Raw genomic sequence first — 24081 nt, forward strand, 5'->3', positions numbered from 1 at the left:
TCGTTTCCGGTATCAACCGATATCAACCGTGGGGCAGGGCGCGATCTTCCCGCGCGCTCACCCGTGCGTATGCAGCGGCTTCCCCGACAATGCGAGCATCGCCTCGCCCAGTGCCTCGTTCTGTGTGGGGTGCGCGTGGACGAACGGCGCGACGTCGGTGGGCAGCGCCTCCCACGCGACGGTCAGTTGCGCTTCGCCGATGAGTTCGCCGACGCGGTCGCCGACCATGTGCACCCCCACCACCGGCCCGGTGTCCCCGGCCCGCACGACCTTGATCCCGCCCGACGTTCGCAGGATCTGGCTCTTGCCGTTGCCGGCGAGGTCGTACACGGCGGACGTCGCGTCGCCGTACCGTTCCCGGGCCGCGTCCTCGGTGAGGCCGACGGACGCGACCTCCGGGTGCGAGTACGTCACCCGCGGTACGAGATGCTCCGCCACGGGAACGGGTGCGAGACCGGCGATCTCCTCGGCAACGAAGACACCGTGCTGGAAACCGCGGTGCGCCAACTGAAGTCCGTCCACGATGTCGCCGACGGCATACACGCCGTCGACGTGGGTGCGCAGCCGCTCGTCGGTGACGACGAACCCGCGGTCGAGGGTGATGCCGTTCTCGGCGAATCCGCTGTCGGCGGTGCGCGGTCCGCGCCCCACGGCAATGAGCAGGACATCGGCGTCGAGGGTCTCACCGCCCGAGAGTTCGACGAGAACCCCGTCCGCGGATTCCTTCGCCGACTCGACCCTCGCGCCCGTGCGGGCAGTGATGCCGCGCTTGCGGAACGCGCGCTCGAGGTGCTTCGAGCACCACGGATCCTCGGCCGCGACCAGGCGGGGCAACGCCTCGACCACGGTCACCTCGGCGCCGAACGACGCCCAGACGCTAGCGAATTCCACACCGATCACCCCGCCGCCGAGGACGACGGCCTTCTTCGGGACGAACCCGAGGTTCAGTGCGTCGTCGCTGGTGACAATGCGCTCACCGAGTTCGAGGGACGGCACCGTCCGGACGTACGACCCGGTGGCCAGCACCACCGACGACGTCCCGGTGTGGCGGACACCGTCCACCTCGATCGTCCGGTCTCCGACATACCTTCCGTGCCCGGGCACGAGCGAGATCCTGTGTTGCGCGACGAGCCCCTGCAGCCCCCGGTACAGCCGGTCGACCGTGTCGTTCTTGTACTGGTGTACCGCGCCGAGGTCGATGCCGTCGAACGTCATGCGCACACCGAAAGCCGCACCCGTGCGGGCGGTGTCGGCGACCTCCGCGGAATGCAACAGCGCCTTGGTGGGGATGCAGCCCCGGTGGAGGCAGGTGCCGCCGACCTTGTCGGCCTCGATCAGCGTGACCGACAGCCCGAGTTGCGCGGCCCGGAAGGCGCAGGCGTAGCCGCCGGAACCACCGCCCAGGATCAGGACGTCGCTGTGCGTCTCGGTCATCAGAGCCTCCCCAGCACGGTGATCGGTGTCTCGATGTAGTCGGCGAACGATCGCAGGAATCCGCCCGCGACGCCGCCGTCGCACACCCGGTGATCGAAACTCAGCGACACCTGGGTGACCTTCCGGACAGCCAACTGCCCGTCCACGACCCACGGTTTGTCGACGATACGACCGACACCGAGGATCGCGGCCTCGGGATGGTTGATGATCGGGGTCGAGCCGTCGACACCGAACACGCCGTAGTTGTTGAGGGTGAACGTGCCCCCGCTCAGCCGCGGCGGCGGAAGCGTGCCCTCTCTCGCGAGTGACGTCGTATCATGTAGCTGCCTCGCGAGTTCGACGGTCGTGAGCGCGTCGGCGTTCTCGATCACCGGTACCACCAGCCCACGTGGGGTTTGCGCCGCGATGCCGAGATGGACGTGACCGTACCGGACGATCTCGTTGCGTGCGGTGTCGACGGTCGAGTTCAGTTCCGGGTACTGCTTCAGCGCGGCGAGGGCCAGGCGCGCGAGCAGTGCCATCAGACCGACCTTGTCGTCTTCGGGCAGTGCGGCGTTGATCGCGCGGCGGGCGGCGAGAAGATCGGTGGCGTCGACATCCACCCACGTCGTCGCGTCCGGAATTTCGCGGCGGCTCGTCGACAGCTTGTCGGCGACCGCCTTCCGCAGGCCCTTGATCGGAATCCGCTGCGCGTCACCGGTCTTGCCACCGGGTGTGGTGGTGAGTGCCCGCTCGACGTCGGCACGGGTGATCACCTCGCCCGGTCCAGTGGCTGTCAGCGTGGTCAGGTCTATGGCGTTGTCCAGAGCCAGGTTCCGCACGATCGGCGAGATCACGCGCACGCCGCCCGTGGACCTCGGTGTCGGCGTGACCTCGGGACGCTGCACACGCCGACGCCGCTGCCGGGTGTCCTCGCTGGTGCCGTAGCCGATGAGGACATTGCCCGAGCCGGCTCGTTCTTCCTCGCGGTACTGCTCGTGCGCGGCGGGAGTTCCGCTGACGGTGATCAGCGGGGTGCCCACCTGCAGCGTCGAGCCTTCGTCGCCGTGCAGGGAGATCACCTTGCCCTCGAAGGGGATCGGCACCTCGACCGCGGCCTTCGCGGTCTCGACCTCGACGACCACCTGGTCGATGGTGACGGTGTCGCCGACCTTCACTCGCCATTCGGCGATGTCGGCCTCGGTCAGTCCCTCGCCGAGGTCGGGGAGCAGGAAGACCTGGTTGCTCATGCGGTCACCGCCCAACGGGTGTCGGCGGAATCGTTCCACTGCAACCGATCGACGCTGTCGAGGACGCGGTCGACGCTCGGCAGGTGGAGGCGTTCGAGTTTCGGTGCCGGATACGGAATGTCGAACCCGCTGACCCGCAGCACCGGCGCATGCAGGTGATGGAAGCAGCGTTCCTGAACACGGGCGGCGATCTCGGCGCCGACGCCGGCGAATCCCTGCGCCTCCTGAATGACGATGCACCGGCCGGTCTTGCGGACCGACGCCATGACGGTCTCGTCGTCGAACGGCACGATCGACCGCAGGTCGATCACCTCGAGGTCGTGGCCCTCCGCCGCGGCGGCCTCGGCCGATTCGAGCGCGACGCTCACCGACGGCCCGTAGGCGACGAGGGTCGCGTCCCGGCCGGCACGGCGAACCGCGGCCCGCCCGAGCGGCGCTCCCACCGCGAGGTCGACGTCGGCGCGGGAGAAGTACAGCCGTTTCGGCTCCAGGAAGATCACCGGGTCCGGGTCGTCGATCGCCGCGCGCAGCAAAGTGTAGGCATCCTCGACGGTGGACGGGGCCACTACCTTCAGGCCCGGAGTGTGGGCGTAATAGCCTTCGCTGGAGTCGCAGTGATGCTCGACGCCGCCGATGCCGCCGGCGAACGGGATCCGGATGACGATCGGCACCGACAGCGCACCCTTGGTGCGGTTCCGGATCTTCGCGACGTGGGAGACGATCTGCTCGAACGCCGGGTAGGCGAATGCGTCGAACTGCATTTCGACGACCGGCTTGAACCCGGCCATCGCCATGCCGATCGCGAAGCCGATGATGCCGGATTCGGCGAGCGGGGTGTCGAAGCACCGGTCGTCGCCGAAGTCGCGGGTGAGTCCGTCGGTGACGCGGAAGACGCCGCCGAGGGTGCCGACGTCCTCGCCGAAGACGACGACGTTCTCGTCCGCGGCGAGCGCATCGCGCAGTGCGGTGTTCAGGGCCTGGGCCATGGTGATCGTGGGCACGGTGTCAGTTCTCCTCGGACTCGGCGGCCAGTTCGGCTTCCGCCTGCGCTTGCTGCTCTCGAAGTTGCGGTGTCTGCTCGGCGAAGACGTACCGGAACAGATCCATCGGGTCGGCGACGCGGTCGACGTTCATACCCGCCCGCAGTTCGGCCGCGGCACTCTCCGCCTCCGCCGTGAGGGCGGCCGCGGACGCGTCGTCGAGAAGTCCCCTGCCCCGCAGGTACTTCTCCAGCCGCGCCAGCGGGTCGCGGCCGAGCCACTGCTCGACCTCGGACGAATCGCGGTAGCGGGTGGCGTCGTCGGCGTTGGTGTGCGCATCGATCCGGTAGGTGTGGGCCTCGACGATGACCGGGCCGTTACCGGCACGGACGAATCTCGCGGCCTCGTCCATCACCGCGAGCATGGCGACGGGGTCGTTGCCGTCGACCTGCTCTGACCCGATGCCGTAGCCGACACCCTTGTGCGCCAACGTCGGTGCGGCGCTCTGCCGGGCCAGCGGCACGCTGATCGCGAAGCCGTTGTTCTGTACCAGAAACACCACCGGTGCCTTGAACACGGCGGCGAAGTTCAGGGCCTCGTGGAAGTCGCCCTCGCTGGTCGCGCCGTCGCCGCAGAACGCCAGCGCGATCGTGTCCCGGCCCCGGCGATGTTCGCCGTACGCCACACCGGTCGCGTGCAGCAACTGGGTGGCGAGCGGGGTGCACTGGGGTGCGCTGCGATGGGCGGCGGGGTCGTAGCCGCAGTGCCAGTCGCCGGAGAGCATGCTCAGGATCTCGACCGGGTCGATGCCGCGGGCGGCGAGCGCCACCGAGTCGCGATAAGTCGGGAACATCCAGTCGCCGGGGCGCAGGCTCATCGCCGCCGCGATCTGGCAGGCCTCCTGGCCACGTGAGGACGGATACACCGCGAGCCGGCCCTGCTTGGTCAGGGCCGTCGCCTGTTGATCGAAGCGCCTGCCCAGCACCATGTTCCGGTGCATCTCCACCAGGCGGTCGTCGCTCGGCCTCGGGTACCGGGCCTCGCTCTCCGTGAGCCCGCCCGCCGAGTCCAGATACTGCACCGCACTCTCGGCGGGAAGAAACTTCCGATACGGCCTCGCCAGGGGCGGCTCTACGAGCGTCACGTCTACCTCCAGATGCATTGTGTCCGTCAATGCTCGCAACTGAGTGACCTATCGACAACGAATGGCAGGAATCAGAGACAAATGGCCTAAGATCGGCTCATCGGGGGCAGAATGTCTCACCGGAGTGTGAGCGACCACAGCAGGGATGGACAGATGGCCGAGGGCACGTACGAACTCGACGCGATCGACCGACGCATCATCAAGGAACTCGTCGCCGACAGCCGCATCTCGATGCGGGCGCTGGCGGAGAAGGCCCACATCTCCCGCGCCCACGCGTACGTCCGCATCGAGCGGTTGCAGGAAGCCGGGATCATCGAGGGTTTCACCACCCGCATCTCGCACTCGAAGGCGGGGCTGGGCTCGTCCGCGTTCATCGCCCTGTCGATCAGGCAGGACTCGTGGCGGGGAATCTCCACCCAGCTGCGGACGCTGCCGTTCGTCGAGCACTTCTCGTTACTGGGCGGCGATTTCGACGTTCTCGTCCTCGTCCGCGCACCGGACAACAGCGCACTGCGTCATGTCGTCCTCGAGCGGTTGCAGAGCCTCGAGGGTGTGCAGGCAACCAAGACGTGGCTGATTTTCGAGGAAGCCAGCGGGCCCGGGCCGGAATGGGTTCGTTGACGGAGCCGATAGGATTTCGTCATGCGCAGCGACCTGATGAAGAACGCCGAACGCAACGGCGAGCCGGGCACCTTCGTGTTGCAGAACCCGCGAATGCTCAAGGTGGACTTGGCCGGAACCGGTGGCCACTTCTTCGCCCGGCAAGGAGCGATGGTCGCGTACCAGGGTGACGTCGACTTCGCCTACCAGGGCAGCGGCGGCGTCGGGAAGTTCTTCAAGAAGGCGCTCACCGGTGAGGGAATGTCGCTGATGAAGGTGTCCGGCAGCGGCGACGTGTTCCTCGCCCGCGACGCCGACGAGATCTTCCTGCTCGAACTCGAGGACGAGTCGGTGACCGTCAACGGTTCCAACGTCCTCGCGTTCGACAGTTCCCTGAGTTGGGACATCAACCGCGCCGAGGGCGCGTCGATGCTCAGCGGCGGGCTGTTCAACACGACGTTCACCGGGCGGGGTGTTCTCGCCGTCACCGTCTACGGCACTCCCGTCGTCCTGAACGTCGACACCCCCACCTACGTCGACATGCAGAGCGCGGTGCTGTGGTCGACCGGCCTGCAGTCGACCATCCGCAAGACCGCGAAGATGGCCGCCGCGATCGGCCGCGGATCCGGTGAGGCGTACCAGTTGTGCCTCACCGGAAACGGCATCGTCGTCGTGCAGGCGTCGGAGGGGCACCCGGTTCCCAAGCCGTGACCGCGCGGGTGCCCCCTTCGATCACCCGGCCCGGGTACGGCCGACGGCACCGGCCGCGACGTCGACGAGCAGGAACGCGAGCAGGCTGACCCCGAGCAGCGGGACGAACCAGCCGACGAGGACGGCGCACGCGACTCCGGTCACGGCCGCGACCGGGTGGATTCGACGCCAGGTGCCCCGCGCCGGCGGCCTGCCCACCGCCCGGGCGGTGCCGCGGGTGGGCCTGCGCCGCCACCAGAGAACGTAGCCGCGGACGATCACGGCGAGCAACGCCACCGCGAGAGCTGCCAGGATCAGCTGGTTGAGCAGTCCGAACAGCAGACCCATGTGCAGCGCGATGCCCCAGGACGTCAGCTTCGCGGCGAGCGGCCAGTCGGCGAAACGCGACACGTCCGTCACCGTGCCCGTGGCCCCGTCGACGGCGATCGAGTCGGTCGAGAACTGCCACGGTTGGCGGGTCTGGGTGACCGTGAACGCGGTGCCGGCGTCTGCGGGAACGGTTGCCTCGACGGCACCGGTGACGCCGCTGCGCCGGGCCACGTCGAGGACGGTGTCGAGTTCGCCGACGTTGCTGTCGAGGATTCCCGGATCCGACGTGGGGGTGTGCCCCGCGCCGTGCCCGTCGTGACCGCCCGATGCTGCCGCGCCGGTGTTCGGCGCCGAGTCCAGTGTCTTGTCGATCTTGGGAGTGGTCCAGCTCAGGGCGGAGCGGAGTTCGCCGACGTTCTCCCCCGCGTACCGCGACCAGGTCAGGCCCGTCGCCGAGAGGAACACCAGACCGGCCGCGATCCAGATGCCGACCACTCCGTGCCAGCTCAGGGTGCGATTGCGGCCCCGGCTCGACCGGTCGAGCGTCCACAGCCTGGCGGCCTCCGCGTTCCGGGCCCGGATCGTGCGGTACCGCTGGACCCACAGGTACACGCCGCCGAGCGCGATGACCCACAGCCACGACGCGGCGAGCTCACTGTAGATACGTCCGGGCTCACCGAGGTGCAGGTGCCGGTGCAACTGCGAAATCCAGGTCCGCATCGGCAGCGCCCCGCTGCTGCCGTACACCACCAGTTCGCCCTTCGACTGCGCGGTGGCCGGATCGACGAAGACCGCGAGGCGTTCGGATTCGCCCAGCCCGGGGTCGGTGAACAGCACCTGCGTCGTCTGACCCGGTTCCGTCGCGGGGCGCACCGCCGCAACGGCGAGATCGGGTCGAACCTGCTGCGCGGCTCGCACCTGTTCGGACATCGGAAGGTCGGGGCCGGTCGAGTCGACGTGCAGGTAGTCGCGGTAGACGAGCTGCTCGACGGACGGCGCGAGGGCGTAGAGGCCGCCGCTGACGGCAGCGATCACCAGGAACGGTGCCACCAGAATCCCCGCGTAGAAGTGCAGGCGAAGGATCAGTGGCCGGAAACTGCGCGGCGGCGAGGAGTCTTTCGACGCCGGGGAGGACGGGGCGGGCGCGACCGGTTTGTCGCGTTCGAGCTCAGGGACGGACACGAAGATCTCGATTCGAGTTCGGGTGAGGCGGGGCACCCAGCGCCCTCGAGGCGGCGCACGGGAAGCGTGCGCCGGCAACTCGAGGTGACACGTCGGGGACGCACCGACTCGGGAGGGGTCGGCACCGCGGCTCGCGTGGGAGCCGTCCGACGCCGAGTGGGGACACGCCGGACCAGGCGACTCACACGACTGAGGTGCGCGTGCCGGGGACGGCGGTGAAGAAAGGGGTCGACTAGACGAGCGCGGGTGGTCCGCGGGTGCCGGCGCCCGCGGCGACCAGCAGCCACAAGGACAGCTTCGCGCGGTACACCGGGGTCGCCGACCAGGTGCCGGTATCGACCTGCAACGGGGCCAGGACGGCGAGAACGATGCGCGACAACGCCGCCAGGGCCCGCAGACAGGCGCGTTCGGCCGACCGGACCAGCACCGCGGCCACCGCAATGGCAGCGATGTGCGCGGCGATCATCGGAGTGGACAGTCCCAGGCCGTGCGCATGATCGGCCGCCAATGCCAGCGTGGTGTGACCGATCAGCTGGCCCGCTGCGAGCACCGACAGCACGAACAACCATTCGCGGCTGGCCACCCGGACGGCGGCGACCGACGCGCCGACCGCGGCGCACGCCGCGAGAAGCAGCACCACCGAACCGTCGCTCGGAGGCATTCCGCCGCCGGCGACGCCGTGCGCGGCGACGCTGACCGCGCCGGACAGTGAACCCACGACGGAGCCGCGCACCTGCGCGACCACATCCATCCGTGAATTCACCCCGCGAGGGTACCGCCTCCGGCGCCCGGCACGAAGGCCGGGCGCGGGCGTCCACCACCGGTCAGGCGGGCGCCCCCGCCGCCGGACGCAGGCGCGCGAGGACGTCCGTCAGCGTGACGACCCCGATCAGCTGCCCGTCGTCGGTGACGATCGCGAGATGGCTGCGGGTCTCGCGCATCGTGTGCAACGCCGCGTACACGGCGGCGTCCGCGTCGAGGGTCAGCACCGGGCGCATCAGGTCGGCGGCCGTCACCGCGGCGCCGGCCCGGAGGCTGTCCCGCGCGTGCACCACACCGCGGATCCCGTCCTCGTCGCGCACGAGCAGGCGCAGGTGACCGCTACGATCCGCGGCCGCCTTGATCTCCGACACCGTCGCGTCCGGCGCGACACTGCTCGGGGAGGTGTTCGGCCGCACCATGTCCCGCACGGCGAGCGATTCGAGTTCCAGGGCACCGGTCAGCCGGCCGTGGTACCGCTCGTCGAGCGTGCCGACGGTCGCGGAGTGCTCGACGAGGTGACGCAGCGCATCGGGGTCCTGGCCCGTCCCGACCTGGTCGACCGGTTCGACGCCGAACAGTCGCAGGCAGCGGTTCGCCATCTGGTTCAGCACCAGCAGCAGCGGGCGGGTGGCCCACATGAACCCGCGCATCGGGATCGCCAGCAGGGTCGCCGACTTCTCCGGGTGCGCGATCGCCCACGACTTCGGTGCCATCTCGCCGACGACGAGGTGCAGGAACGTGACGATGATCAGGGCGAGGACGAATCCGAGGACGTCCGCCAGCCACAGCGGGGCACCCCACCCCTCGAACGCCGGGGTGAGCCAGTGATGCACGGCCGGTTTCGTGACGGCACCGAGCGCGAGCGTGCACACGGTGATGCCCAGCTGGGATCCGGCCAGCAACACCGACAGCTCGGACGCGCTGCGCAGGGCGGCCCGCGCCGCCCGGCTGGTGGGGGCGGCGTCCTCGAGCCGGTGGCGGCGGGCGGCGATCAGCGCGAACTCGATCGCCACGAAGAACGCGCTCGCCGCGATCAACCCGACGGTGACCACCACGACGACCCAGGGATTACTCATCGGTCGTGTCACTTTCCAGGACGCGGAGCCTCACGAACAGCGAGGACGGAACGTGCTTGTCGACCGCCCGCACCTCGGCGACGAGGCTGCGGACGGGTGGGCCGGCGTCGGTGATCAGGTCGGCCGGATCCGGGTTCAACCGGATCGCGACGACGTCCCCGACGACGGGGAGACCACCGAACTCCGCGACGACGGCGCCCGCGAGCGTTTCGACGTCACCGGATGGGAGGTCGTGCCCGAGCACCCGCTCCACCTCGTCGAGGTGCAGTTCGCCGGGCATCGTCCAGCCCTCCGACTCCGAGCCCGTCACCGACGCGTCACCGTCGGGATCATGTTCGTCGGCGATCTCACCGACGAGTTCCTCCGCGAGATCCTCGATCGTGACGACGCCGGCGAAACCGCCGTACTCGTCGACGACGAGGGCCATCTCGTCCCCGGCCGCCGTCAGCTGGTCCAGCACGTCGGGCAGCGGCAGCGACGTCGGCACGACGACGGCCGTCCGGGCCCGGGACGCGGCCGCCCCGTCGGGCCCTTCGCCGAGAAGGTCGTGGAGGTGGATGACGCCGCGCAGGTCGTCGGAGGAGGTCCCGACGACGGGATAGCGGGTGTGGCCGGCGCCCATCTTCTCGAGAACGCTGCTCAGGGGTTCGTCGGCCCGGACGGTGTCGACGTGGGCGCGGGGAATCATGGCGTGCCCGGCAGTGCGGGTGGGGAAGTCGAGGATCCGGTCGAGGAGGGTCGACAGTTCCCGCGGCAGCTCACCGGCGTCGCGGGACTCGGCGACGATGTGCTCGAGGTCCCGCGCGGTCGCCGAGTGTTCGACGTCGTGCACCGGCTCGATCCGCAGCGCGCGGAGCAGCAGGTTCGACGACTGGTCGAACAACCAGATCAACCAGCCGAAGAGCTTCAGGTAGACGGTGGTCGACAGCGCGAGCCACCTTGCCACCGGTTCGGGGCGCGCGATCGCCAGGTTCTTCGGGAAGAGCTCACCGAACAGCATCTGGACGAAGGTGGAGAACAGGACGGCGAGGACGGCACCGACACCGATCCCGACCGCGGTCGGGATGCCGACGCCGCCGAGAAGCTCGCCGAGGCCGCGCCCGATCAGGGGTTCGGCGACATATCCGACGAGCAGGCCGGTGACGGTGATGCCGAGTTGGGCGCCGGACAGCATGAACGACGTGCGGCGGGTGACGGCGAGGGCGCGGGCCGCTCCGACGTCTCCCGCCTCTGCCCGCGCTTTGAGCCGCGAGCGGTCGACCGACATGTACGCGAATTCCTGCGCGACGAAATAGCCGGTCAGGGCGGTGATCAGTATTACGACGGCCGCGCCGAGGAAGATGCTCAGGAGGGTCATCGTGCGTTCACCCGCGCCGTGCGTTCTGTGCTGCGGGGGTCACGCTGGGGCGGGCTGGGTCTTCGGGGGCGCGAAGCGCTGGTCATGGCTCTCTCTGCAGGAGGGGGATGAGCCACCCATAGTAAAGGACTCTTTACCTTTGCGGGAGACGGGTGCGCGGTCTCACACCGCGTGGGCTGCCGAGAACGCCCGCATCACCGATGCCGGGATCCGCCCCTTCTCCGACACCTCGATACCCTGAGCCCGCGCCCAGGCTCGGACGACCCCGGGGCGCGGCGCGTCCACGTCCGCGGGCACCACGGGAGGCGCCGTCGCGAACGTCGTTTCGAGATCAGTCGTCGCCCGCGCGGATTCCCACTCGTGCAGGCAGGCACCCAGCCATCGATACGTCCATTCCTGCCCCAATTGCCGCGTCTCGCAGAACGTCACCGGCAGCGCCGGAAACCGGGCCTGCAATTCGGCGAGCGCCTCCGCGACCTTGGCGCCGCTGACGTGTTCGAGCTTGAACAGTCGGCTGTACCGGTCCTCGACCACCACGGCCGCCCGGGGCAGTGCGCTCAACTCGGCCGCCGCGTACGTCATCCGCCCGGACAGCAGGCTCGCCGCAAGATCCTCGAGCGTCTTGCGTTCCACCACCGCCACGATCTCGTCGCCGACCTCGACCGCGTAGTCTCCCGCGGACAGCCGTCGCCGCACCGTGCTCGCCTGCTGCTTCCCGAATGTGTACGGGTACTTTTCGGCGGTGTCGACGACGATGTCGAGTACGCGGCCGTGAGCCCGTGCCGTCGGCACCGTGACGGCGGGCCGCGCCTGCTTGGCAGTGCGCGGCGACTGCCAGAAGATCATCTCCCGGCCCCGCGCACGGGTCATGACCAGCTGAGAGCGGTTCTCCCGGGCGCGGGTGAGCACCAGGTCGATCGCGGGGCCTCGCCGGGTGCACGACCGAACCTGGAGCCGCTCGAGGATCTCGGCGTCGGCGGGCCACTCGTCGGCCCGGTGGCAGTACACCTTGGATTCGCGGGGCCAGGGCTGCCTCGCCTTGACCACGATGCCGCCCGGGCCCAGCGGAACCCGCACCAGATAGGGAAGCGTCGAGCCAACTTCCGGATTCCGCGCGATCAGCAGGTCGTCGGGCATATCGCCAGAATAAGGGACCGGGCGTGGCGCACACCCGATTCGCCTCCGGTCAGTCGGCGCTCTTGATGGTCTTCATCGTGATCAGCGACGTCACCCGCGACACCGCCGGCAGTCCGCTGAGCTTGGTGGCCATGAAGTTCTCGTACGTCGCAAGGTCGCGGACCGCGACCCGGATGAAGTAGTCGGGAATCCCGAACAGCCTCCGGCATTCGATCACCTCGTCGAAGGCGGCGACCCGGGACTCGAACTGCTCGATGGTCGCCTGGTCGTTGACGCCGATCTCGGCGGTGACGATCACCTGGAATCCCCGATCGAGCGCTTCGTCGCTGACGATGGCGCGGTAGCCGGTGATGACCCCGTCCGCCTCCAGCTTCTTGACCCTGCGCAGGCACGGGGAGGGAGTCAGACCCACGAGATCCGCCAACTCGGTGTTGGTCAGACTGGAGTCATTGCGCAGGTGGTCCAGAATTGCGTGATCGATGTCGTCCATCGCAATATTATTGCGCACAGGGCAAGTTGTGGGCATTCGACCGCAATCGCGCACCGGTCGAGTTGCTATAGATTTGCGTGGTGATCGATCCAGCCTCCTTTTCGACGACCGCCGTCGTCGACCACGACCGCCGGCACAGCCCGGAATGGCGTCGAGCCCTGCAGGCGTCCCTGCCCGTCGGAATCGGGCTGGTACCGCTGGGGATCGCCCTCGGGGTGCTCGTGGTCCAGCAGGGCCTCAACCCCTGGTGGGCGATGGTCTTCACGTCACTGATCTACGCCGGTTCCCTCGAATTCATCGCGGTCGGCATGGTGGCCACCCTGACTCCGCTCCCCTACATCGCGCTGACCGCGCTGCTGGTGAACTTCCGGCACGTGTTCTACGCCTTGAGCTTTCCCCTCGACAGGGTCAAGGGCCGGCTCGCCCGGTTCTACAGCATGTTCGCGCTGACCGACGAGGCGTACGCCATGTCGGTGACCGGCGACCGGAGGTCGATGACCGGCCGGGTCATGGTGTACTCGCAGTTGTATCTCCACGCCTACTGGATCGGTGGGGCGATCCTCGGAGCGACTGCAGCGCAGTGGATCCCGGAGAACATCGTCGGACTCGACTTCGCACTGACCGCACTGTTCGTCGTGCTGTCCATCGAGGCGGTCCGGGCGCAGAGCGGTTTCGCGGTTCCCGCGATCGCCGTGTCGTGCGCCCTGATCGCGCGACTCGTCGACGCCGAGCACATGCTGCCGATCGCGATGGGCGCATTCGTGAGCCTGCTCGTCGTCCGATACCACGTCACCCGGAGAAAGGTGCCCACCGATGCCTGACGCCGGTTACATCGTCGCCGCCGTCGCGATCATGGCGGTGGTCACCTTCGCCCTGCGGGCGGTCCCGTTCGCGATCGTCATGCCGCTGCGGTCGTCCGCGCTCATCGGCTACCTGGGTGTGTACATGCCCGCCGGGATCATGCTGATCCTGGTGGCGTACTCGCTGAAGAACGTCTCCGTCACCGCCCCGTCGCACGGGATCCCCGAGCTGATCGCGGTGGCGGCGACGGCCGCGGTGCACCTGTGGCGCAAGAACGCGGTGCTCTCCATCGTCGTCGGGACCGGCCTGTACGTCGTCCTGATGAACTGGGCATTCGCCTGAGCCCGGCGCGCCTCACGTTTACGATGAACCTCACGGGTAGGCAGAAACCACAAGACAGTCGGCCGTTTCTCGGGAAGGACGCACTGATGAGTGAACAAGAAGCCGGTTCGGTGACGGGACTACGGGACAAGGACTACAACCTGATCTGGTTCGTCGAAGCGTCACTGAGCAACGCTCTGCGTCTCGAGGGCTACATCTCCGACGCCGACATGGACGGCGACGCCGAGTTGGCCGACTTCTTCCGCCGCGCCCAGGCCGTGAGCCGGAAGGGCGGCGATCTGGGCAAGGCGATGCTCGCCGCGCGCCTCGGGAAGGACAAGAAGGACCAGTAGGGTCCACCGCACAACGAAAACCGCCGGCACCCGAAGGTGCCGGCGGCTTCTGCGACGGTGCCGTCATATCGCCTCTCGGCAAGTGGTCGCTCTCGGCGACAATTTTAATGTGGTACCCGGGGTATGTCCGACACCGTCGACGCGTTCAACAGTACCGTCCTCGGAGATATTCCGCGCCCCCGGCGACCGCCCGAATTCCGGAACACGCGTCCGACCACGAACGAGGAGCGCGAACCCATGGTCATCGTCGCAGGGCACATCACCGTCGAACCGCAGCAGCGCGAGTCCTACCTCGCGGGCTGCGTGAGCGTCGTCGAACAGGCGCGCGGCGCGGACGGCTGCCTCGACTTCGCCATCTCGGCCGACCTGATCGACCCCGGCCGCATCAACATCTTCGAGCGCTGGGAGTCGCAGGCCGCGGTCGACGCGTTCCGCAGCAGCGGTCCCAGCGACGAGCAGGGCGCGGCGATGCTCGCGGCGTCGGTAGCCGAGTACGACGTCGCGGACGAGAGGGCGTTGTTCGGCGAATGATCGCGCGGGGTCGCGATCCGGCAGCCAATCCACTCCGTGGTGCCGCTCCACACCCAGCGTGAGCCATCCCGGTCTTGCGCTGGTGCCATCGTGGTGCCATAGTGGTGCCATGCACTTGATCTCGTATGTGAGACATCGCGACCGCACCGCCTGCTGAGCCGAGCGCGGCCGACGCCGTGCATCCCTCTCCGCCACGTCCCTGATCTGCGGGACGTGTCACCTACCCACGACGAAGGGACCGCCATGCCCAATTTCGATACACCCGAACCGATTTCCGTTACGATCGGCCTCGGCGTCGGGAATTTGTGGATCACCGCGAGCGACCGGACCGACACCGTCGTCGACGTGCACCCGAGCGACACATCCGACGACTCGGACGTCCGGGCCGCCCGACAGGTCCACGTCAATTACGCGGACGGCGTTCTTCAGGTCACGGGACCGAAAGCGCGCGCCTTCGACTTCTCCCGCAAGACCAGTTCGGTGAACGTGTCCATCGAATTGCCCAGCGGTTCACGACTATCCGGTTCATTGCAGGTAGGAGACGTCAGCGGCACGGGCCGGCTCGGGGAGTGCACGTTCAGGACCGCCGCCGGCAACGTCCGGCTCGAGCGGACCGGCCCCCTGCGCGTGAAGACCGCGGCCGGTGACGTCTCCGCGGACGGCGTCGCGGGCGATGCCGAGATCCGCACAGGCTCCGGGGAGATCCGCATCGGCGAGTCCGCGGGCTCCGTGGTCGTCAAGAACTCCAACGGCGACACCACGATCGACGCGGTCGCCGGGGACGTCCGGGTGCGCTCGGCGAACGGCGCCATCTCCGTCGACCGCGCCGGCGCAGATGTCGAGGCGAGGACGGCCAACGGCAGCATCCGCATCGCCGAGGTGGCCCACGGCTCGGTCGACGTCGGGACCGCGATGGGCGACCTGGAAATCGGCATCGCCGAGGGCACCGCCGCACGGCTGGACGTGAAGTCCAAGTTCGGGCGGGTGCACAACCTGCTGGACGACATCGCCCGGCCCGCCGCGTCCGACAGGACCGCCGAGGTGCGCGCGCACACCTCGTTCGGCGGCATCACGATCCGCCGTTCCTGATCCACTTCCGGCTCTGGAGAAAGGGAAAACCTGTGACCGTCAAGCAAACCCACACCGTTTCCGTCCCGCACGGCCTCCCCATGGAGCGCGATGCGGGCCCGTTCGACCCGCCCGGCGACATCACCCGGCTGCGCGACGCTCGACCTGTCAGTCCCCTGATCTTCCCGGACGGTCACGAGGGCTGGCTCGTCACCGGCTACGACGCGGTCCGCCAGCTCCTCGCCGACACCCGGTTCAGCTCCCGCTCGGATCTCGGCATTGTCCACGTGCCGTACGAGACGCCCGGCATGCCCGCCGCCACCGAGCCGTCCCCGCAGGTGCCGGGGCTGTTCATCGCGATGGACCCGCCGGACCACACCCGGTTGCGGCGCAAGCTCACCGGCGCCTTCACCGTGCGACGCATGAAGCAACTCGAAGAGCACATCGCCGACATCGTCGAGCGGCAACTGGACGAGATGGCGCGCCTGACTCCGCCGGTCGACCTGGTCCAGGAGTTCGCGCTGCCGGTGCCGTCACTGGTGATCTGCGAACTGCTCGGCGTCCCCTACGCGGACCGGGACACTTTCCAGGTCAACACAGCCAAGTTCCTGGTCAAGGACCAGGCGCTCGACGAGAAGATGGCCGCGTACGGCGCACTGACCACGTACCTGGCCGAACTGGTCGCGCTCAAACGCGTCACGCCCGGCGAGGACATCCTGTCCGACCTGGCCCGCGACGACGACCTCACCATCGAGGAATTGATCGGCATCGCGTTCCTGCTGCTGCTCGCGGGCCACGAGACGACCGCCAACATGCTGGCACTGGGTGCCTTCGCGCTCCTGGAGCACCCCGAGCAGCTGGCCGAGCTCCGCGCCGACCCCGAGCTGATGCCCAATGCCGTCGAGGAACTCATGCGCTACCTGGCCGTCGCCGACATCTTCTATCGCTACGCCACGGAAGACATCGAACTCGGCGGCGAAACGATCGGGCAGGGATCGACCGTCGTCGTCTCCTTGCTGGCCGCCAACCGCGACCCCCGGCATTTCGACAACCCCGACACCCTCGACCTCCACCGCAAGGCCCGCGGTCACCTGTCCTTCGGTCACGGCGTCCACCTGTGCCTGGGCCAGCAACTGGCCCGCCTCGAGATGCGCGCCGGCTTCGCGGGACTGCTGCGCCGCTTCCCGGCCCTCGAGCTCGCCGTCCCGGCGGGCGAGGTGAAACTCAAGACCGACATGAACATCTATGGGGTCCATAGCCTTCCGGTGTGCCTCCAGCCCGTGAGTACTTATTAACGTCGGGCGGTTGATAAGTACTCACGGGTGCAGCCTGGACCACTGCGCGGTGGGCCGTCCGTCGGTGCGCATGATGTCCCTGGTGCGGCGCTCCCACCGCTGCGGCCACCCGGCGGGCGAGTCTTCCCACGATTCCTGCCGGCCGTACGCGGTCATATCGAGGAGCCCGTACGTCGGAGCCATCGGTTCCAGGCCACGGCCACTGGTCCAGAACGTCTCGAACACTCTGCGGTCCTGCCGCAGATAGCAGACCAGCGGCGCCGGGGACCGTTGACGGTCGCCGAGCAGGGCATCCGCCGCGTCCTGCGCGGAGTACCAGGGGATGTCCCAGCCCATGAAGTCGCGGTAGCGGACGCTCACGTCGTACGGTCCCTGGCACAGCGTGGCGTACGTGACGTCGCGGGAGTGCAGGTACGACAGCTCGCGCACCTGGCCGTTGAAGAACGTGCACCCCTCGCACTGTTCCGCCACGGGCTGGTCGGCGTGCCACATGTGGAAATACGCGATCAGTTGGCTGCGGCCTTCGAACACATCGAGCAGCGGGACCGGCCCGTCCGCGCCGACGAGGGTGATGGTGGGGTCTACCTCGACCATCGGCAGTCGCCGCCGGGCCGCCGCGATCGCGTCGCCTTCATGGGTGTGCGCCTTCTCCCGCACCCGCAACGCGTCCAGTTCGGCCTGGTAGGTGGCCTGGTCGGTGACGGATGGTGCCGGTGGGGTCGTGTCGGTGTTCACAACAGGTCTCCTTTTCATCCAGGTGGGCTTTCAACCAACCGACGAAAGATGCCGTCCGCGATCGACACCTATTGCGAAGAATCTCGAGATTTGTCAGAGCTCGCGCAGGCGGCCGGTCAGGTAGCGACGCTCGGCGTCGGTCGGCGCCAGCTGCAGGGCCTGCTCGTACGCCGCCCTGGCCTCGTCGGCACGGCCGGCCCGGCGGAGCAGGTCGGCGCGGGTCGCCGGCAGCAGGTGGTAGTGGTCGAGCCGGCCGGAGGCCGCGATCTCGTCGACCAGGGCCAGGCCGGCCGGGATGCCGTCGGCCATCGCGACCGCAACGGCGTGGTTGAGATCCACGACCGGGGACGGCGACAATCGCGCCAACTCGGTGTAGAGGGCCGCGATCTGCGGCCAGTCCGTGCTTGCCGCGTCGGGCGCAGTGACGTGGCAGGCGGCGATGGCGGCCTGCACCTGGTAGGCGCCGGCTCGTCCCGTCGCCAGCGCCCGGTCGAGGGCTGCCACTCCCTCGGCGATCAGCGTCCGGTCCCATCGAGACCGGTCCTGGTTCTCCAGGGTGACCAGCACACCCTCGTCGGTGCGCGTCGCGCGCCGTGCCTCGTGCAGCAGCATCAGCGCGAGCAGACCTTTCGGCTCGGATTCCCGGGGCATCAGCCGGACCAGGAGCCGGGCGAGGCGGATAGCCTCGGCGGTCAGGGCTCTTTCTCCGTTGTCCTCGTCGTAGCCCTGATTGAAGATCAGGTAGAGCACCGCCAGGACGGCGGTCAGTCGCTGTGGGAGCAATTCGACGGGCGGTACCCGGTACGGGATCCCCGCCTCCCGGATCTTCCGTTTCGCGCGGACGAGACGCTGCGCCAACGTAGATTCGGCGGTCAGGAAGGCCCGCGCGATCTCGGCGGTGCTCAAACCGGCCAACGTCCGCAGGGTGAGCGCGACCCGCGCCGGGAACGGCAGCGCCGGATGGCAGCAAGTGAAGATCAGTCGCAGCCGCTCGTCGGGGATCTCGTCGTGCGGCAGCTCATCCGGGTCGCGGGCCAGCACGGCGAGCTGGCGGACCTTGCCCTTACCCGCGGCGTCGCGGCGCAGCCGGTCGATCGCGCGGTTGCGGGCCGTCGTGGTCAGCCACGCACCGGGGCGTCGCGGAACGCCGTCGCGCGCCCAGCTCGTCAACGCGTAGGCGAACGCGTCCTGCGCGCAGTCCTCGGCCAGGTCCCAATCCCCCGTCAACCCGATGAGGGTCGCAACGACCTGCCCCCACTCGTCCCGGAACGCCGCATCGACCGCCGCACGGACTCGGTTCCCGGACGACGTCATTCCCACACAGGGCGGATCTCGACGCCGCCCCAGCGCGCGTAGGGATGACCCGCAGCGATCGCGATCGCCTCGTCCAGGTTCGCGCAGTCGACCACCACGAATCCACCGACGAAGTCCTTCGTCTCGGCGAACGGCCCATCCGACACCAGAGTCTCGCCGTCGCGGACCCGGACCGTCGTCGCATCCACCACCGGCCGCAACCGCTGGCCGACGAGCAGACCCCCACGTCGCTGTACATCGGCCCACCACGCCTGATGCACGGGGTCTGCCTCGAGCTCCTCGTTCGACGGCGATACCGACTCGTCGTCGCAGATCAGCAGCACGTACTTCATCCCTCCGATCTTGCCCGACCGGTGGCACCACGGTCACCGGATCGGGCGGGGTACCCGCCGTTTGCTCCCCGCGCGGCGTCGGCGACGGTAGATTCACGTATCGCTGCTCCCGCAAGATTCCCGCTCGTCGAAGGGATCGTCCGTTATGAGTACGCCGACTCACCGGTGGATGCGCCGCGGGGCATCTGCCGCCCTCGCCGTCGCCATCGGATTCGCCACCCTCTCCTGCGGATCGGACGACACCAGCGGCGGTGGAACGGAGTCGAAAGCCCCGGAACCCCCCGAGGTCGCGAAGATCGAAGCGATCGTCCAGGACAAGATGACCGAACTCGACCTCTCGGCCGCCGTGTTCGGGGTGTGGCGCGGCGACGAGCAGGTCACCGTCGGCGCGCTGGGCGGATCCCCGATCGGCGTCACCGCGACGCCCGACATGCAGCTGCGGGTGGGCCAGCCGATGGAGCCGATGCTGTCGACGGTGCTACTGCAACTCGACAAGGACGGCGTCGTCCCCCTCGACAAGCCCATCGCCGAATGGGTCCCCGACTTCCCGCGCGCCGACAAGATCACCCCGCGCATGCTCGCCAACAGCACCACCGGCATCGCGGACTACGTCACCGACCCCGAATTCCTGAAGCAGTTCTATGCCAACCCGATGGCGGGCTTCACCGCACAGCAGATCTTCGACCTCGCCAACGCGAGGCCTCCGCTGTTCGAGCCCGGCACCAATTGGGCATACGCCCACAGCGACCTGTGCCTGCTCGGCGTGGTCCTCGAGAAGGCCACCGGCACGACGCTCCACGACCTCATCCAACAGCGCATCCTGGACCCGCTGGGAATGAACGACAGCGACGTCGTGCTCACACCCCAGATGTCGGAGCCGACCCTGCACGGCTACACGAATGAACGCGGCGTCTTCGAGGATTCCACGTTCTGGAACCCCACCGCATTCCTCAACAGCGGCAACATGAACTCCACCCTCGCAGACGTCTCCGTGTGGGTGCGTGCGCTCGCCGCAGGCAAGCTCCTCTCCGAGGAGCAGTTCAAGGAAATGATGGCGCCCAGCACCGCGGGCCTCGGCCCCATGACGGCGCAGAAGTACTTCGCGTTCGGGGTCGTCCACATCGACGACTGGCTCTACATGAACCCGGCATTCGGCGGCTACAACGGCGTCGCCTTCTATGACACGAAGACCGATACGACAATCGTCGTCTACTGCACCCTCGGACCGAAAGCCAACTCCGACACCAACAACGCCGTCCCCATCGGCAAAGACATCGGCGCCCTCCTCGTTCCCGACCGACCGCCGAACGTCTGATCCGTCGTGGCTGCTCACTCGAGGTCGGTGATCACTACCCCGCTGGGTGGGATGCCGAACTCCGGGTAGGAGGCGATCAGGGTCATTGTCGCAGCCGGCGGGTGCGGGGTGATGAAGTATTCGCCCCACGCCGATATCCCACCCCTCCGGTGCCTGACGCCGCTACCGCCGCCGGCGAGCCACAGTGTGTCGGCGTCGTCCGGGTACGAGCCGAAATGCGCGGTGTTGGTCAGCAGCGTCCCGCCCGGCTCCGTGAAGGCGAGAAGGCGGATTCGGTGCGGCAGGTCTGGGCGGATCCGGAAGCTGAGGTTCATTACGTCGGCGCCGGTGACGATTCCGCCGGAGTCCGGCGCGAGCGCCTCGATGCGGAATCGGATCCCGTGCACGTACCGGCGGAAGTTCCCGACACCAAGGTCGAGCCCGGCGCGCTGGTAGATACGCACCTCAGGGTCGTCGGTGTCGAAGGAACTCTCGTCCTGCGGGGGCGGGCGGCGCCAGTCCGGCAAGTCGCGACTCCGGATCAGCAAGGCGCGACGGTCCTCCAATGGCAGCTGCGTCTCACGGGCGATTCGCTCGGCAAGGGCCGGATCGGGGACGGGCTCGCCCAGAATCGCCAGCGCGCGGGCGCCCCACTCACCGTGATCCGACCACATGTCGGATGCGAATTCGAAGGGCACCGCTGTGACAAAAATCCGTTCTGGCATCTGAACATCAACTCCCCGCCGCCGGAAGGCGATACACCCGCCGCGCGGTGTCACCGAAGAAGAGCGCTTGTTCGGCCGGCGGCAAGTCGTCGAGCGCTGCATGCACGGTGGACACCATGGTTCCGCTGTCCCACAGCAGATGGTCGATCGGGTAGTGGGAGGCGAACATGCATCGCCCGGCACCAAAGATCCTGAGCGCGGCCCGCACCCACCTGCCGATCGCGTCCAGGGAGGTTCCGAAAATGAGGGCGATTCCCTGAAACTTGAGGACGACGTTCGGAAACCGACTTACCGCATCGAGTCGTTCTTCCCAACGGGAGAAGCCCTCGGCCGTGAGGTCGACGGGCCACCCGACCGCCTCCAACACGAAGGTGGTGTCGGGAAACGCAGCAATGAGTTCGTGCGCATCGGGTAGCTGCTCGTCGTATACGAGCAGATCCCACACCAGACCCGCATCGGCGACCTTCTCGAACCCGCGCAACCAGGCCGGGTCCGACAGGTAGTTGCCGCGCGCAGCCAGGCGCCTGACGGGGTCGGCCGCCCAGTACAGCGGCTGACGCACAGCCCGGACCACCGGGAGATCCCGATATCGCGCGAGAACGCTTGCCAGATCGGGCGAATCGAGTTGCACGGCCGCGATGAAGGCGTTCGGAACCCCAACTCGATCGGCGCACTGCTGAACCCAGATGGCCTCCGCGACACCGTCCGTTGCTCCGAACTCACACGCGACCGAGGCTGTGACTGGTATCGCGTTGACCTGTGCCCGGTAGTCGTGCGGCAGGTATCGGCGCGCCGCGTCATAGTAGTTCGGCAGCAAGGCGGTCAGAGCAGGTTGGTGACTGTCAATCCACGGGTACTCGAGGTCGGGCAGATTGATAAAATGCTGATGCGTATCGACAATATCCACCTCACGCAGCATATTTCAGTTCTCCACGCGCGGCCGAGCAATTGCACGGCTGTGTGAGACGTCGTCACGTCCGGCCGTTGAAACTGTCCACGGCGGCCGTCACCGCGCCGGCGAATCCTTCTCCCCCGTGCCCGGCGTCGTCGAGCACGACCAGCCGGCTCCCGGGCCAGGCCTGCGCGATCTCCCACGCGGTGTCCAACGGGCCGGACACGTCGTACCGTCCGTGTACCAGGATCGCCGGGATGCCGTCGAGGGCGGCCATCCCGTCGAGGATCTCGTTCGGGGCGAGGAAGCAGTCGTGCGACCAATAGTGCGTCACCAACCTCGCGAACACGCGGCGGAATGCGGGATCGTCGTAGCGCGTATTCGGACGCCACCCCGGCATCAGCGAAACGTGCGTGTCCTCCCACGCGCACCACCTCACCGCCGCCGTCCGGCGCACCTCCGGGTCCGGGTCGGCCAGCAGCCGTGCGTAGGCGGCCGCGAGATTTCCCGCCCGTTCGGTCTGCGGCACCGCCGCAACGAACTGTTCCCACTGCTGCGGGAACACGCGCCCCATGGCACGGGTGATCCAGTCGACCTCCCTGCGAGATCCCGTGGTGATCGCACCGAACACCGCCGCGATCACCCGCTCCGGGTGCTTTTGTGCGTAGGTCAACCCCAGGGTGACGCCCCACGAGACGCCGGTGACGATCCACCGTTCGATCCCGAGATGTTCACGCAGACGCTCGATGTCGTCGATCAGGTTCCCGGTCGTGTTCGCACGCAGGTCGTAGCCGGGACCGTCTGCCAACGGCGTGCTGCGACCACACCCGCGCTGGTCGAACAGCACCGCACGGAATGCGCTGGGGTCGAAATACCTTCGTGCCCCCGCGGTACTCCCCGAGCCCGGACCGCCGTGCAGGTACACCACGGGAACACCGGCCGGGGTCCCGACGGTCTCCCAATACACGCGGTGACCGCCCGAGACGTCGAGCAGTCCGGACTCGTACGGCTCTACCTCCGGATACAGTGCATCGCCCACCGGCTCACCCTGCCACGCCGCCGGGGGTCTTGGCCGTACTGTGAGTCTCGATGCAATTCGGACTGACACATCTGATCGATCCGCGCCTACTGTCGCTCGTCGACGAGTCGCGCGCCTTCTACGCGACGCGCGTGGCAGGCCGGGGTCCGCGCAGCCGGGAGGAACTTCATGCCGTCCGCGCCGATGCGCCCGCCCCCGCGCCGTCGCAACCGCCGGCTGTGCGGGAGGTGGTCGCCGCCGATGGTCGCCGGATCCCGCTGCGGATTCACGCCCCGGTGAGCCGGGCGGCGACGGGTGTCTACCTGGAGATACACGGCGGCGGCTTCTACCTGGGGTCGGCCGCCGGCAGCGACGTCCGGAACCGGCGGCTCGCGGACGTGCTCGGCGTCGCGGTCGTCAGCGTGGACTACCGGCTCGCTCCCGAACACCCGTGGCCGGCCGCACCCGACGACTGTGAAACCGCGGCGCTGTGGCTCGCCGAGCACGCCGAGGAGCGCTTCGGAACGACGAGACTCTCCATCGGCGGGTTCTCGGCCGGCGCGACGCTCGCGATGACCACGCTTCTCCGGCTGCGCGATCGGGGGATATCCGCCGTCCACTCCGCCGTGCTGCAATTCGGAACCTACGACCTCAGCGCACAGACCCCGGCGGGACGCCTGATCGCCGACGAGTACTTCCTCGACGCCTACGCGGGCACGGCGCCGGACCGCACTCATCCCGACCTCTCCCCGATCTTCGCCGACCTCACCAAACTGCCTCCGGTCCTGATGGTGGTCGGGGACGCCGACATCCTGCTTCAGGACAACTTGGCCATGGCCGCCCGACTGTCCGCTTCCGGCGTCGACGTCGATCTCCGCATCTACCCGGACTCGCCCCACGGATTCACCGCCCACCCGACGCCGATGGCACGGGCGGCTTGCGACGACGTCGAGACGTGGCTGAACGGCCACCCCTGCCGATGACGTCCGGT

Annotated in this window: 26 protein-coding genes; 10 read left to right on the top strand and 16 right to left on the bottom strand. The window is 68.4% G+C overall.

Annotation, left to right across the window (positions count from 1 at the left end; genetic code table 11):
- Positions 1-57: 57 nt before the first annotated feature.
- From lpdA to pdhA, 4 genes are read right to left on the bottom strand one after another with little or no spacing between them, the layout of a single operon-like run.
- Positions 58-1434 (bottom strand): dihydrolipoyl dehydrogenase, encoded by a 1377-nt coding sequence (lpdA, locus tag ROP_RS14400; protein WP_012690112.1) that lies wholly within the window; start codon positions 1432-1434, stop codon positions 58-60.
- Positions 1434-2663, bottom strand: coding sequence for a dihydrolipoamide acetyltransferase family protein (locus ROP_RS14405; RefSeq protein WP_012690113.1), 1230 nt, complete (start codon positions 2661-2663; stop codon positions 1434-1436). Before ROP_RS14405 ends, lpdA begins: the two co-directional genes overlap by 1 nt.
- On the bottom strand, positions 2660-3664 hold the full coding sequence (locus ROP_RS14410; RefSeq protein ID WP_012690114.1) for an alpha-ketoacid dehydrogenase subunit beta: 1005 nt from the start codon (positions 3662-3664) through the stop codon (positions 2660-2662). Before ROP_RS14410 ends, ROP_RS14405 begins: the two co-directional genes overlap by 4 nt.
- A gap of 4 nt (positions 3665-3668) precedes the next feature.
- Positions 3669-4805, bottom strand: a complete 1137-nt coding sequence (gene pdhA / locus ROP_RS14415; RefSeq protein ID WP_043824756.1) for a pyruvate dehydrogenase (acetyl-transferring) E1 component subunit alpha — start codon at positions 4803-4805, stop codon at positions 3669-3671.
- A gap of 135 nt (positions 4806-4940) precedes the next feature.
- Here pdhA and ROP_RS14420 point away from each other — a divergent pair, with 135 nt between their 5' ends.
- Together ROP_RS14420 and ROP_RS14425 are read left to right on the top strand one after the other, a co-directional pair.
- Positions 4941-5408 (top strand): Lrp/AsnC family transcriptional regulator, encoded by a 468-nt coding sequence (locus ROP_RS14420; RefSeq protein ID WP_012690116.1) that lies wholly within the window; start codon positions 4941-4943, stop codon positions 5406-5408.
- Between the two features lie 21 nt (positions 5409-5429).
- Positions 5430-6098, top strand: a complete 669-nt coding sequence (locus tag ROP_RS14425) for an AIM24 family protein (protein ID WP_012690117.1) — start codon at positions 5430-5432, stop codon at positions 6096-6098.
- Between the two features lie 21 nt (positions 6099-6119).
- Here ROP_RS14425 and ROP_RS14430 read toward each other — a convergent pair whose 3' ends face one another.
- The 6 genes from ROP_RS14430 to ROP_RS14455 form a co-directional block, all read right to left on the bottom strand.
- Entirely contained in the window at positions 6120-7589 is a 1470-nt protein-coding gene (locus ROP_RS14430) for a PepSY-associated TM helix domain-containing protein (protein WP_012690118.1), read from the bottom strand.
- Between the two features lie 232 nt (positions 7590-7821).
- Positions 7822-8340 (bottom strand): hypothetical protein, encoded by a 519-nt coding sequence (locus tag ROP_RS14435; protein ID WP_043824758.1) that lies wholly within the window; start codon positions 8338-8340, stop codon positions 7822-7824.
- A gap of 73 nt (positions 8341-8413) precedes the next feature.
- Positions 8414-9427: a hemolysin family protein gene (locus tag ROP_RS14440; RefSeq protein WP_012690120.1), complete on the bottom strand. Its 1014-nt coding sequence runs from the start codon at positions 9425-9427 to the stop codon at positions 8414-8416.
- Positions 9420-10784 carry a hemolysin family protein gene (locus ROP_RS14445; RefSeq protein ID WP_012690121.1) on the bottom strand — a complete coding sequence of 455 codons (1365 nt, stop codon included), beginning with the start codon at positions 10782-10784 and terminating at the stop codon, positions 9420-9422. The genes ROP_RS14440 and ROP_RS14445 overlap by 8 nt, the downstream gene beginning before the upstream one ends.
- A gap of 162 nt (positions 10785-10946) precedes the next feature.
- Positions 10947-11921, bottom strand: a complete 975-nt coding sequence (locus ROP_RS14450) for an ERCC4 domain-containing protein (protein ID WP_012690122.1) — start codon at positions 11919-11921, stop codon at positions 10947-10949.
- Between the two features lie 49 nt (positions 11922-11970).
- On the bottom strand, positions 11971-12411 hold the full coding sequence (locus ROP_RS14455) for an Lrp/AsnC family transcriptional regulator (RefSeq protein ID WP_012690123.1): 441 nt from the start codon (positions 12409-12411) through the stop codon (positions 11971-11973).
- 77 nt (positions 12412-12488) lie between these two features.
- Between ROP_RS14455 and ROP_RS14460 the strand changes: the two genes are divergently transcribed.
- From ROP_RS14460 to ROP_RS14485, 6 genes are all read left to right on the top strand, one after another.
- Positions 12489-13232, top strand: a complete 744-nt coding sequence (locus ROP_RS14460) for an AzlC family ABC transporter permease (RefSeq protein ID WP_012690124.1) — start codon at positions 12489-12491, stop codon at positions 13230-13232.
- The gene (locus ROP_RS14465; protein ID WP_012690125.1) at positions 13225-13554 is read left to right on the top strand and encodes a branched-chain amino acid transporter permease; all 330 of its coding nucleotides are present in this window, start codon (positions 13225-13227) and stop codon (positions 13552-13554) included. Before ROP_RS14460 ends, ROP_RS14465 begins: the two co-directional genes overlap by 8 nt.
- Before the next feature lie 86 nt (positions 13555-13640).
- Complete coding sequence (locus ROP_RS14470) at positions 13641-13886, top strand: hypothetical protein (protein WP_043824761.1); 246 nt, start codon at positions 13641-13643, stop codon at positions 13884-13886.
- 237 nt (positions 13887-14123) lie between these two features.
- Positions 14124-14417: a putative quinol monooxygenase gene (locus tag ROP_RS14475; protein WP_012690127.1), complete on the top strand. Its 294-nt coding sequence runs from the start codon at positions 14124-14126 to the stop codon at positions 14415-14417.
- A 243-nt stretch (positions 14418-14660) separates the two neighbouring features.
- Entirely contained in the window at positions 14661-15506 is an 846-nt protein-coding gene (locus tag ROP_RS14480) for a DUF4097 family beta strand repeat-containing protein (protein ID WP_012690128.1), read from the top strand.
- An 80-nt stretch (positions 15507-15586) separates the two neighbouring features.
- Entirely contained in the window at positions 15587-16780 is a 1194-nt protein-coding gene (locus tag ROP_RS14485) for a cytochrome P450 (RefSeq protein ID WP_050785207.1), read from the top strand.
- A gap of 21 nt (positions 16781-16801) precedes the next feature.
- On the opposite strand, the gene ROP_RS14490 is transcribed toward ROP_RS14485, so the two are convergent.
- From ROP_RS14490 to ROP_RS14500, 3 genes are all read right to left on the bottom strand, one after another.
- Positions 16802-17515 (bottom strand): DUF899 family protein, encoded by a 714-nt coding sequence (locus ROP_RS14490; protein WP_012690130.1) that lies wholly within the window; start codon positions 17513-17515, stop codon positions 16802-16804.
- A gap of 93 nt (positions 17516-17608) precedes the next feature.
- Entirely contained in the window at positions 17609-18829 is a 1221-nt protein-coding gene (locus tag ROP_RS14495) for an RNA polymerase sigma factor (RefSeq protein ID WP_012690131.1), read from the bottom strand.
- Positions 18826-19161, bottom strand: coding sequence for a YciI family protein (locus tag ROP_RS14500; RefSeq protein ID WP_012690132.1), 336 nt, complete (start codon positions 19159-19161; stop codon positions 18826-18828). The genes ROP_RS14495 and ROP_RS14500 overlap by 4 nt, the downstream gene beginning before the upstream one ends.
- A 145-nt stretch (positions 19162-19306) precedes the next feature.
- Between ROP_RS14500 and ROP_RS14505 the strand changes: the two genes are divergently transcribed.
- Complete coding sequence (locus tag ROP_RS14505; protein ID WP_012690133.1) at positions 19307-20476, top strand: serine hydrolase domain-containing protein; 1170 nt, start codon at positions 19307-19309, stop codon at positions 20474-20476.
- A 14-nt stretch (positions 20477-20490) separates the two neighbouring features.
- Here the strand turns inward: ROP_RS14505 and ROP_RS14510 are convergent, their stop codons facing one another.
- Genes ROP_RS14510 through pip form a run of 3 tightly spaced genes read right to left on the bottom strand, consistent with a single transcriptional unit; the run spans position 20491 to position 23111 of the window.
- Positions 20491-21153: a hypothetical protein gene (locus tag ROP_RS14510; RefSeq protein WP_043824763.1), complete on the bottom strand. Its 663-nt coding sequence runs from the start codon at positions 21151-21153 to the stop codon at positions 20491-20493.
- 34 nt (positions 21154-21187) lie between these two features.
- The gene (locus ROP_RS14515; protein WP_012690135.1) at positions 21188-22099 is read right to left on the bottom strand and encodes an amidohydrolase family protein; all 912 of its coding nucleotides are present in this window, start codon (positions 22097-22099) and stop codon (positions 21188-21190) included.
- Positions 22100-22151: 52 nt separating this feature from the next.
- The gene (pip, locus tag ROP_RS14520) at positions 22152-23111 is read right to left on the bottom strand and encodes a prolyl aminopeptidase (protein WP_012690136.1); all 960 of its coding nucleotides are present in this window, start codon (positions 23109-23111) and stop codon (positions 22152-22154) included.
- Between the two features lie 50 nt (positions 23112-23161).
- On the opposite strand from pip, the gene ROP_RS14525 reads away from it, so the two are divergent.
- Positions 23162-24073, top strand: coding sequence for an alpha/beta hydrolase (locus ROP_RS14525; RefSeq protein WP_012690137.1), 912 nt, complete (start codon positions 23162-23164; stop codon positions 24071-24073).
- Positions 24074-24081 lie beyond the last annotated feature (8 nt).

Source organism: Rhodococcus opacus B4, from assembly GCF_000010805.1.
Taxonomy (GTDB): domain Bacteria; phylum Actinomycetota; class Actinomycetes; order Mycobacteriales; family Mycobacteriaceae; genus Rhodococcus_F; species Rhodococcus_F opacus_C.

What these genes read in the sequence shown, in the direction of transcription:
- ROP_RS14505 (WP_012690133.1), top strand. Translation starts at nt 19,307, where the DNA reads ATGAGTACGCCGACTCACCGGTGGATGCGCCGCGGGGCATCTGCCGCC.
- ROP_RS14485 (WP_050785207.1), top strand. Translation starts at nt 15,587, where the DNA reads ATGGAGCGCGATGCGGGCCCGTTCGACCCGCCCGGCGACATCACCCGG.
- ROP_RS14500 (WP_012690132.1), bottom strand. Translation starts at nt 19,161, where the DNA reads ATGAAGTACGTGCTGCTGATCTGCGACGACGAGTCGGTATCGCCGTCG.
- ROP_RS14440 (WP_012690120.1), bottom strand. Translation starts at nt 9,427, where the DNA reads ATGAGTAATCCCTGGGTCGTCGTGGTGGTCACCGTCGGGTTGATCGCG.
- ROP_RS14450 (WP_012690122.1), bottom strand. Translation starts at nt 11,921, where the DNA reads ATGCCCGACGACCTGCTGATCGCGCGGAATCCGGAAGTTGGCTCGACG.
- ROP_RS14470 (WP_043824761.1), top strand. Translation starts at nt 13,641, where the DNA reads ATGAGTGAACAAGAAGCCGGTTCGGTGACGGGACTACGGGACAAGGAC.
- pdhA (WP_043824756.1), bottom strand. Translation starts at nt 4,805, where the DNA reads ATGCATCTGGAGGTAGACGTGACGCTCGTAGAGCCGCCCCTGGCGAGG.
- lpdA (WP_012690112.1), bottom strand. Translation starts at nt 1,434, where the DNA reads ATGACCGAGACGCACAGCGACGTCCTGATCCTGGGCGGTGGTTCCGGC.
- ROP_RS14405 (WP_012690113.1), bottom strand. Translation starts at nt 2,663, where the DNA reads ATGAGCAACCAGGTCTTCCTGCTCCCCGACCTCGGCGAGGGACTGACC.
- ROP_RS14425 (WP_012690117.1), top strand. Translation starts at nt 5,430, where the DNA reads ATGCGCAGCGACCTGATGAAGAACGCCGAACGCAACGGCGAGCCGGGC.
- ROP_RS14420 (WP_012690116.1), top strand. Translation starts at nt 4,941, where the DNA reads ATGGCCGAGGGCACGTACGAACTCGACGCGATCGACCGACGCATCATC.
- ROP_RS14445 (WP_012690121.1), bottom strand. Translation starts at nt 10,784, where the DNA reads ATGACCCTCCTGAGCATCTTCCTCGGCGCGGCCGTCGTAATACTGATC.
- ROP_RS14435 (WP_043824758.1), bottom strand. Translation starts at nt 8,340, where the DNA reads ATGGATGTGGTCGCGCAGGTGCGCGGCTCCGTCGTGGGTTCACTGTCC.
- ROP_RS14455 (WP_012690123.1), bottom strand. Translation starts at nt 12,411, where the DNA reads ATGGACGACATCGATCACGCAATTCTGGACCACCTGCGCAATGACTCC.
- ROP_RS14480 (WP_012690128.1), top strand. Translation starts at nt 14,661, where the DNA reads ATGCCCAATTTCGATACACCCGAACCGATTTCCGTTACGATCGGCCTC.
- ROP_RS14495 (WP_012690131.1), bottom strand. Translation starts at nt 18,829, where the DNA reads ATGACGTCGTCCGGGAACCGAGTCCGTGCGGCGGTCGATGCGGCGTTC.
- ROP_RS14515 (WP_012690135.1), bottom strand. Translation starts at nt 22,099, where the DNA reads ATGCTGCGTGAGGTGGATATTGTCGATACGCATCAGCATTTTATCAAT.
- ROP_RS14525 (WP_012690137.1), top strand. Translation starts at nt 23,162, where the DNA reads ATGCAATTCGGACTGACACATCTGATCGATCCGCGCCTACTGTCGCTC.
- ROP_RS14465 (WP_012690125.1), top strand. Translation starts at nt 13,225, where the DNA reads ATGCCTGACGCCGGTTACATCGTCGCCGCCGTCGCGATCATGGCGGTG.
- ROP_RS14475 (WP_012690127.1), top strand. Translation starts at nt 14,124, where the DNA reads ATGGTCATCGTCGCAGGGCACATCACCGTCGAACCGCAGCAGCGCGAG.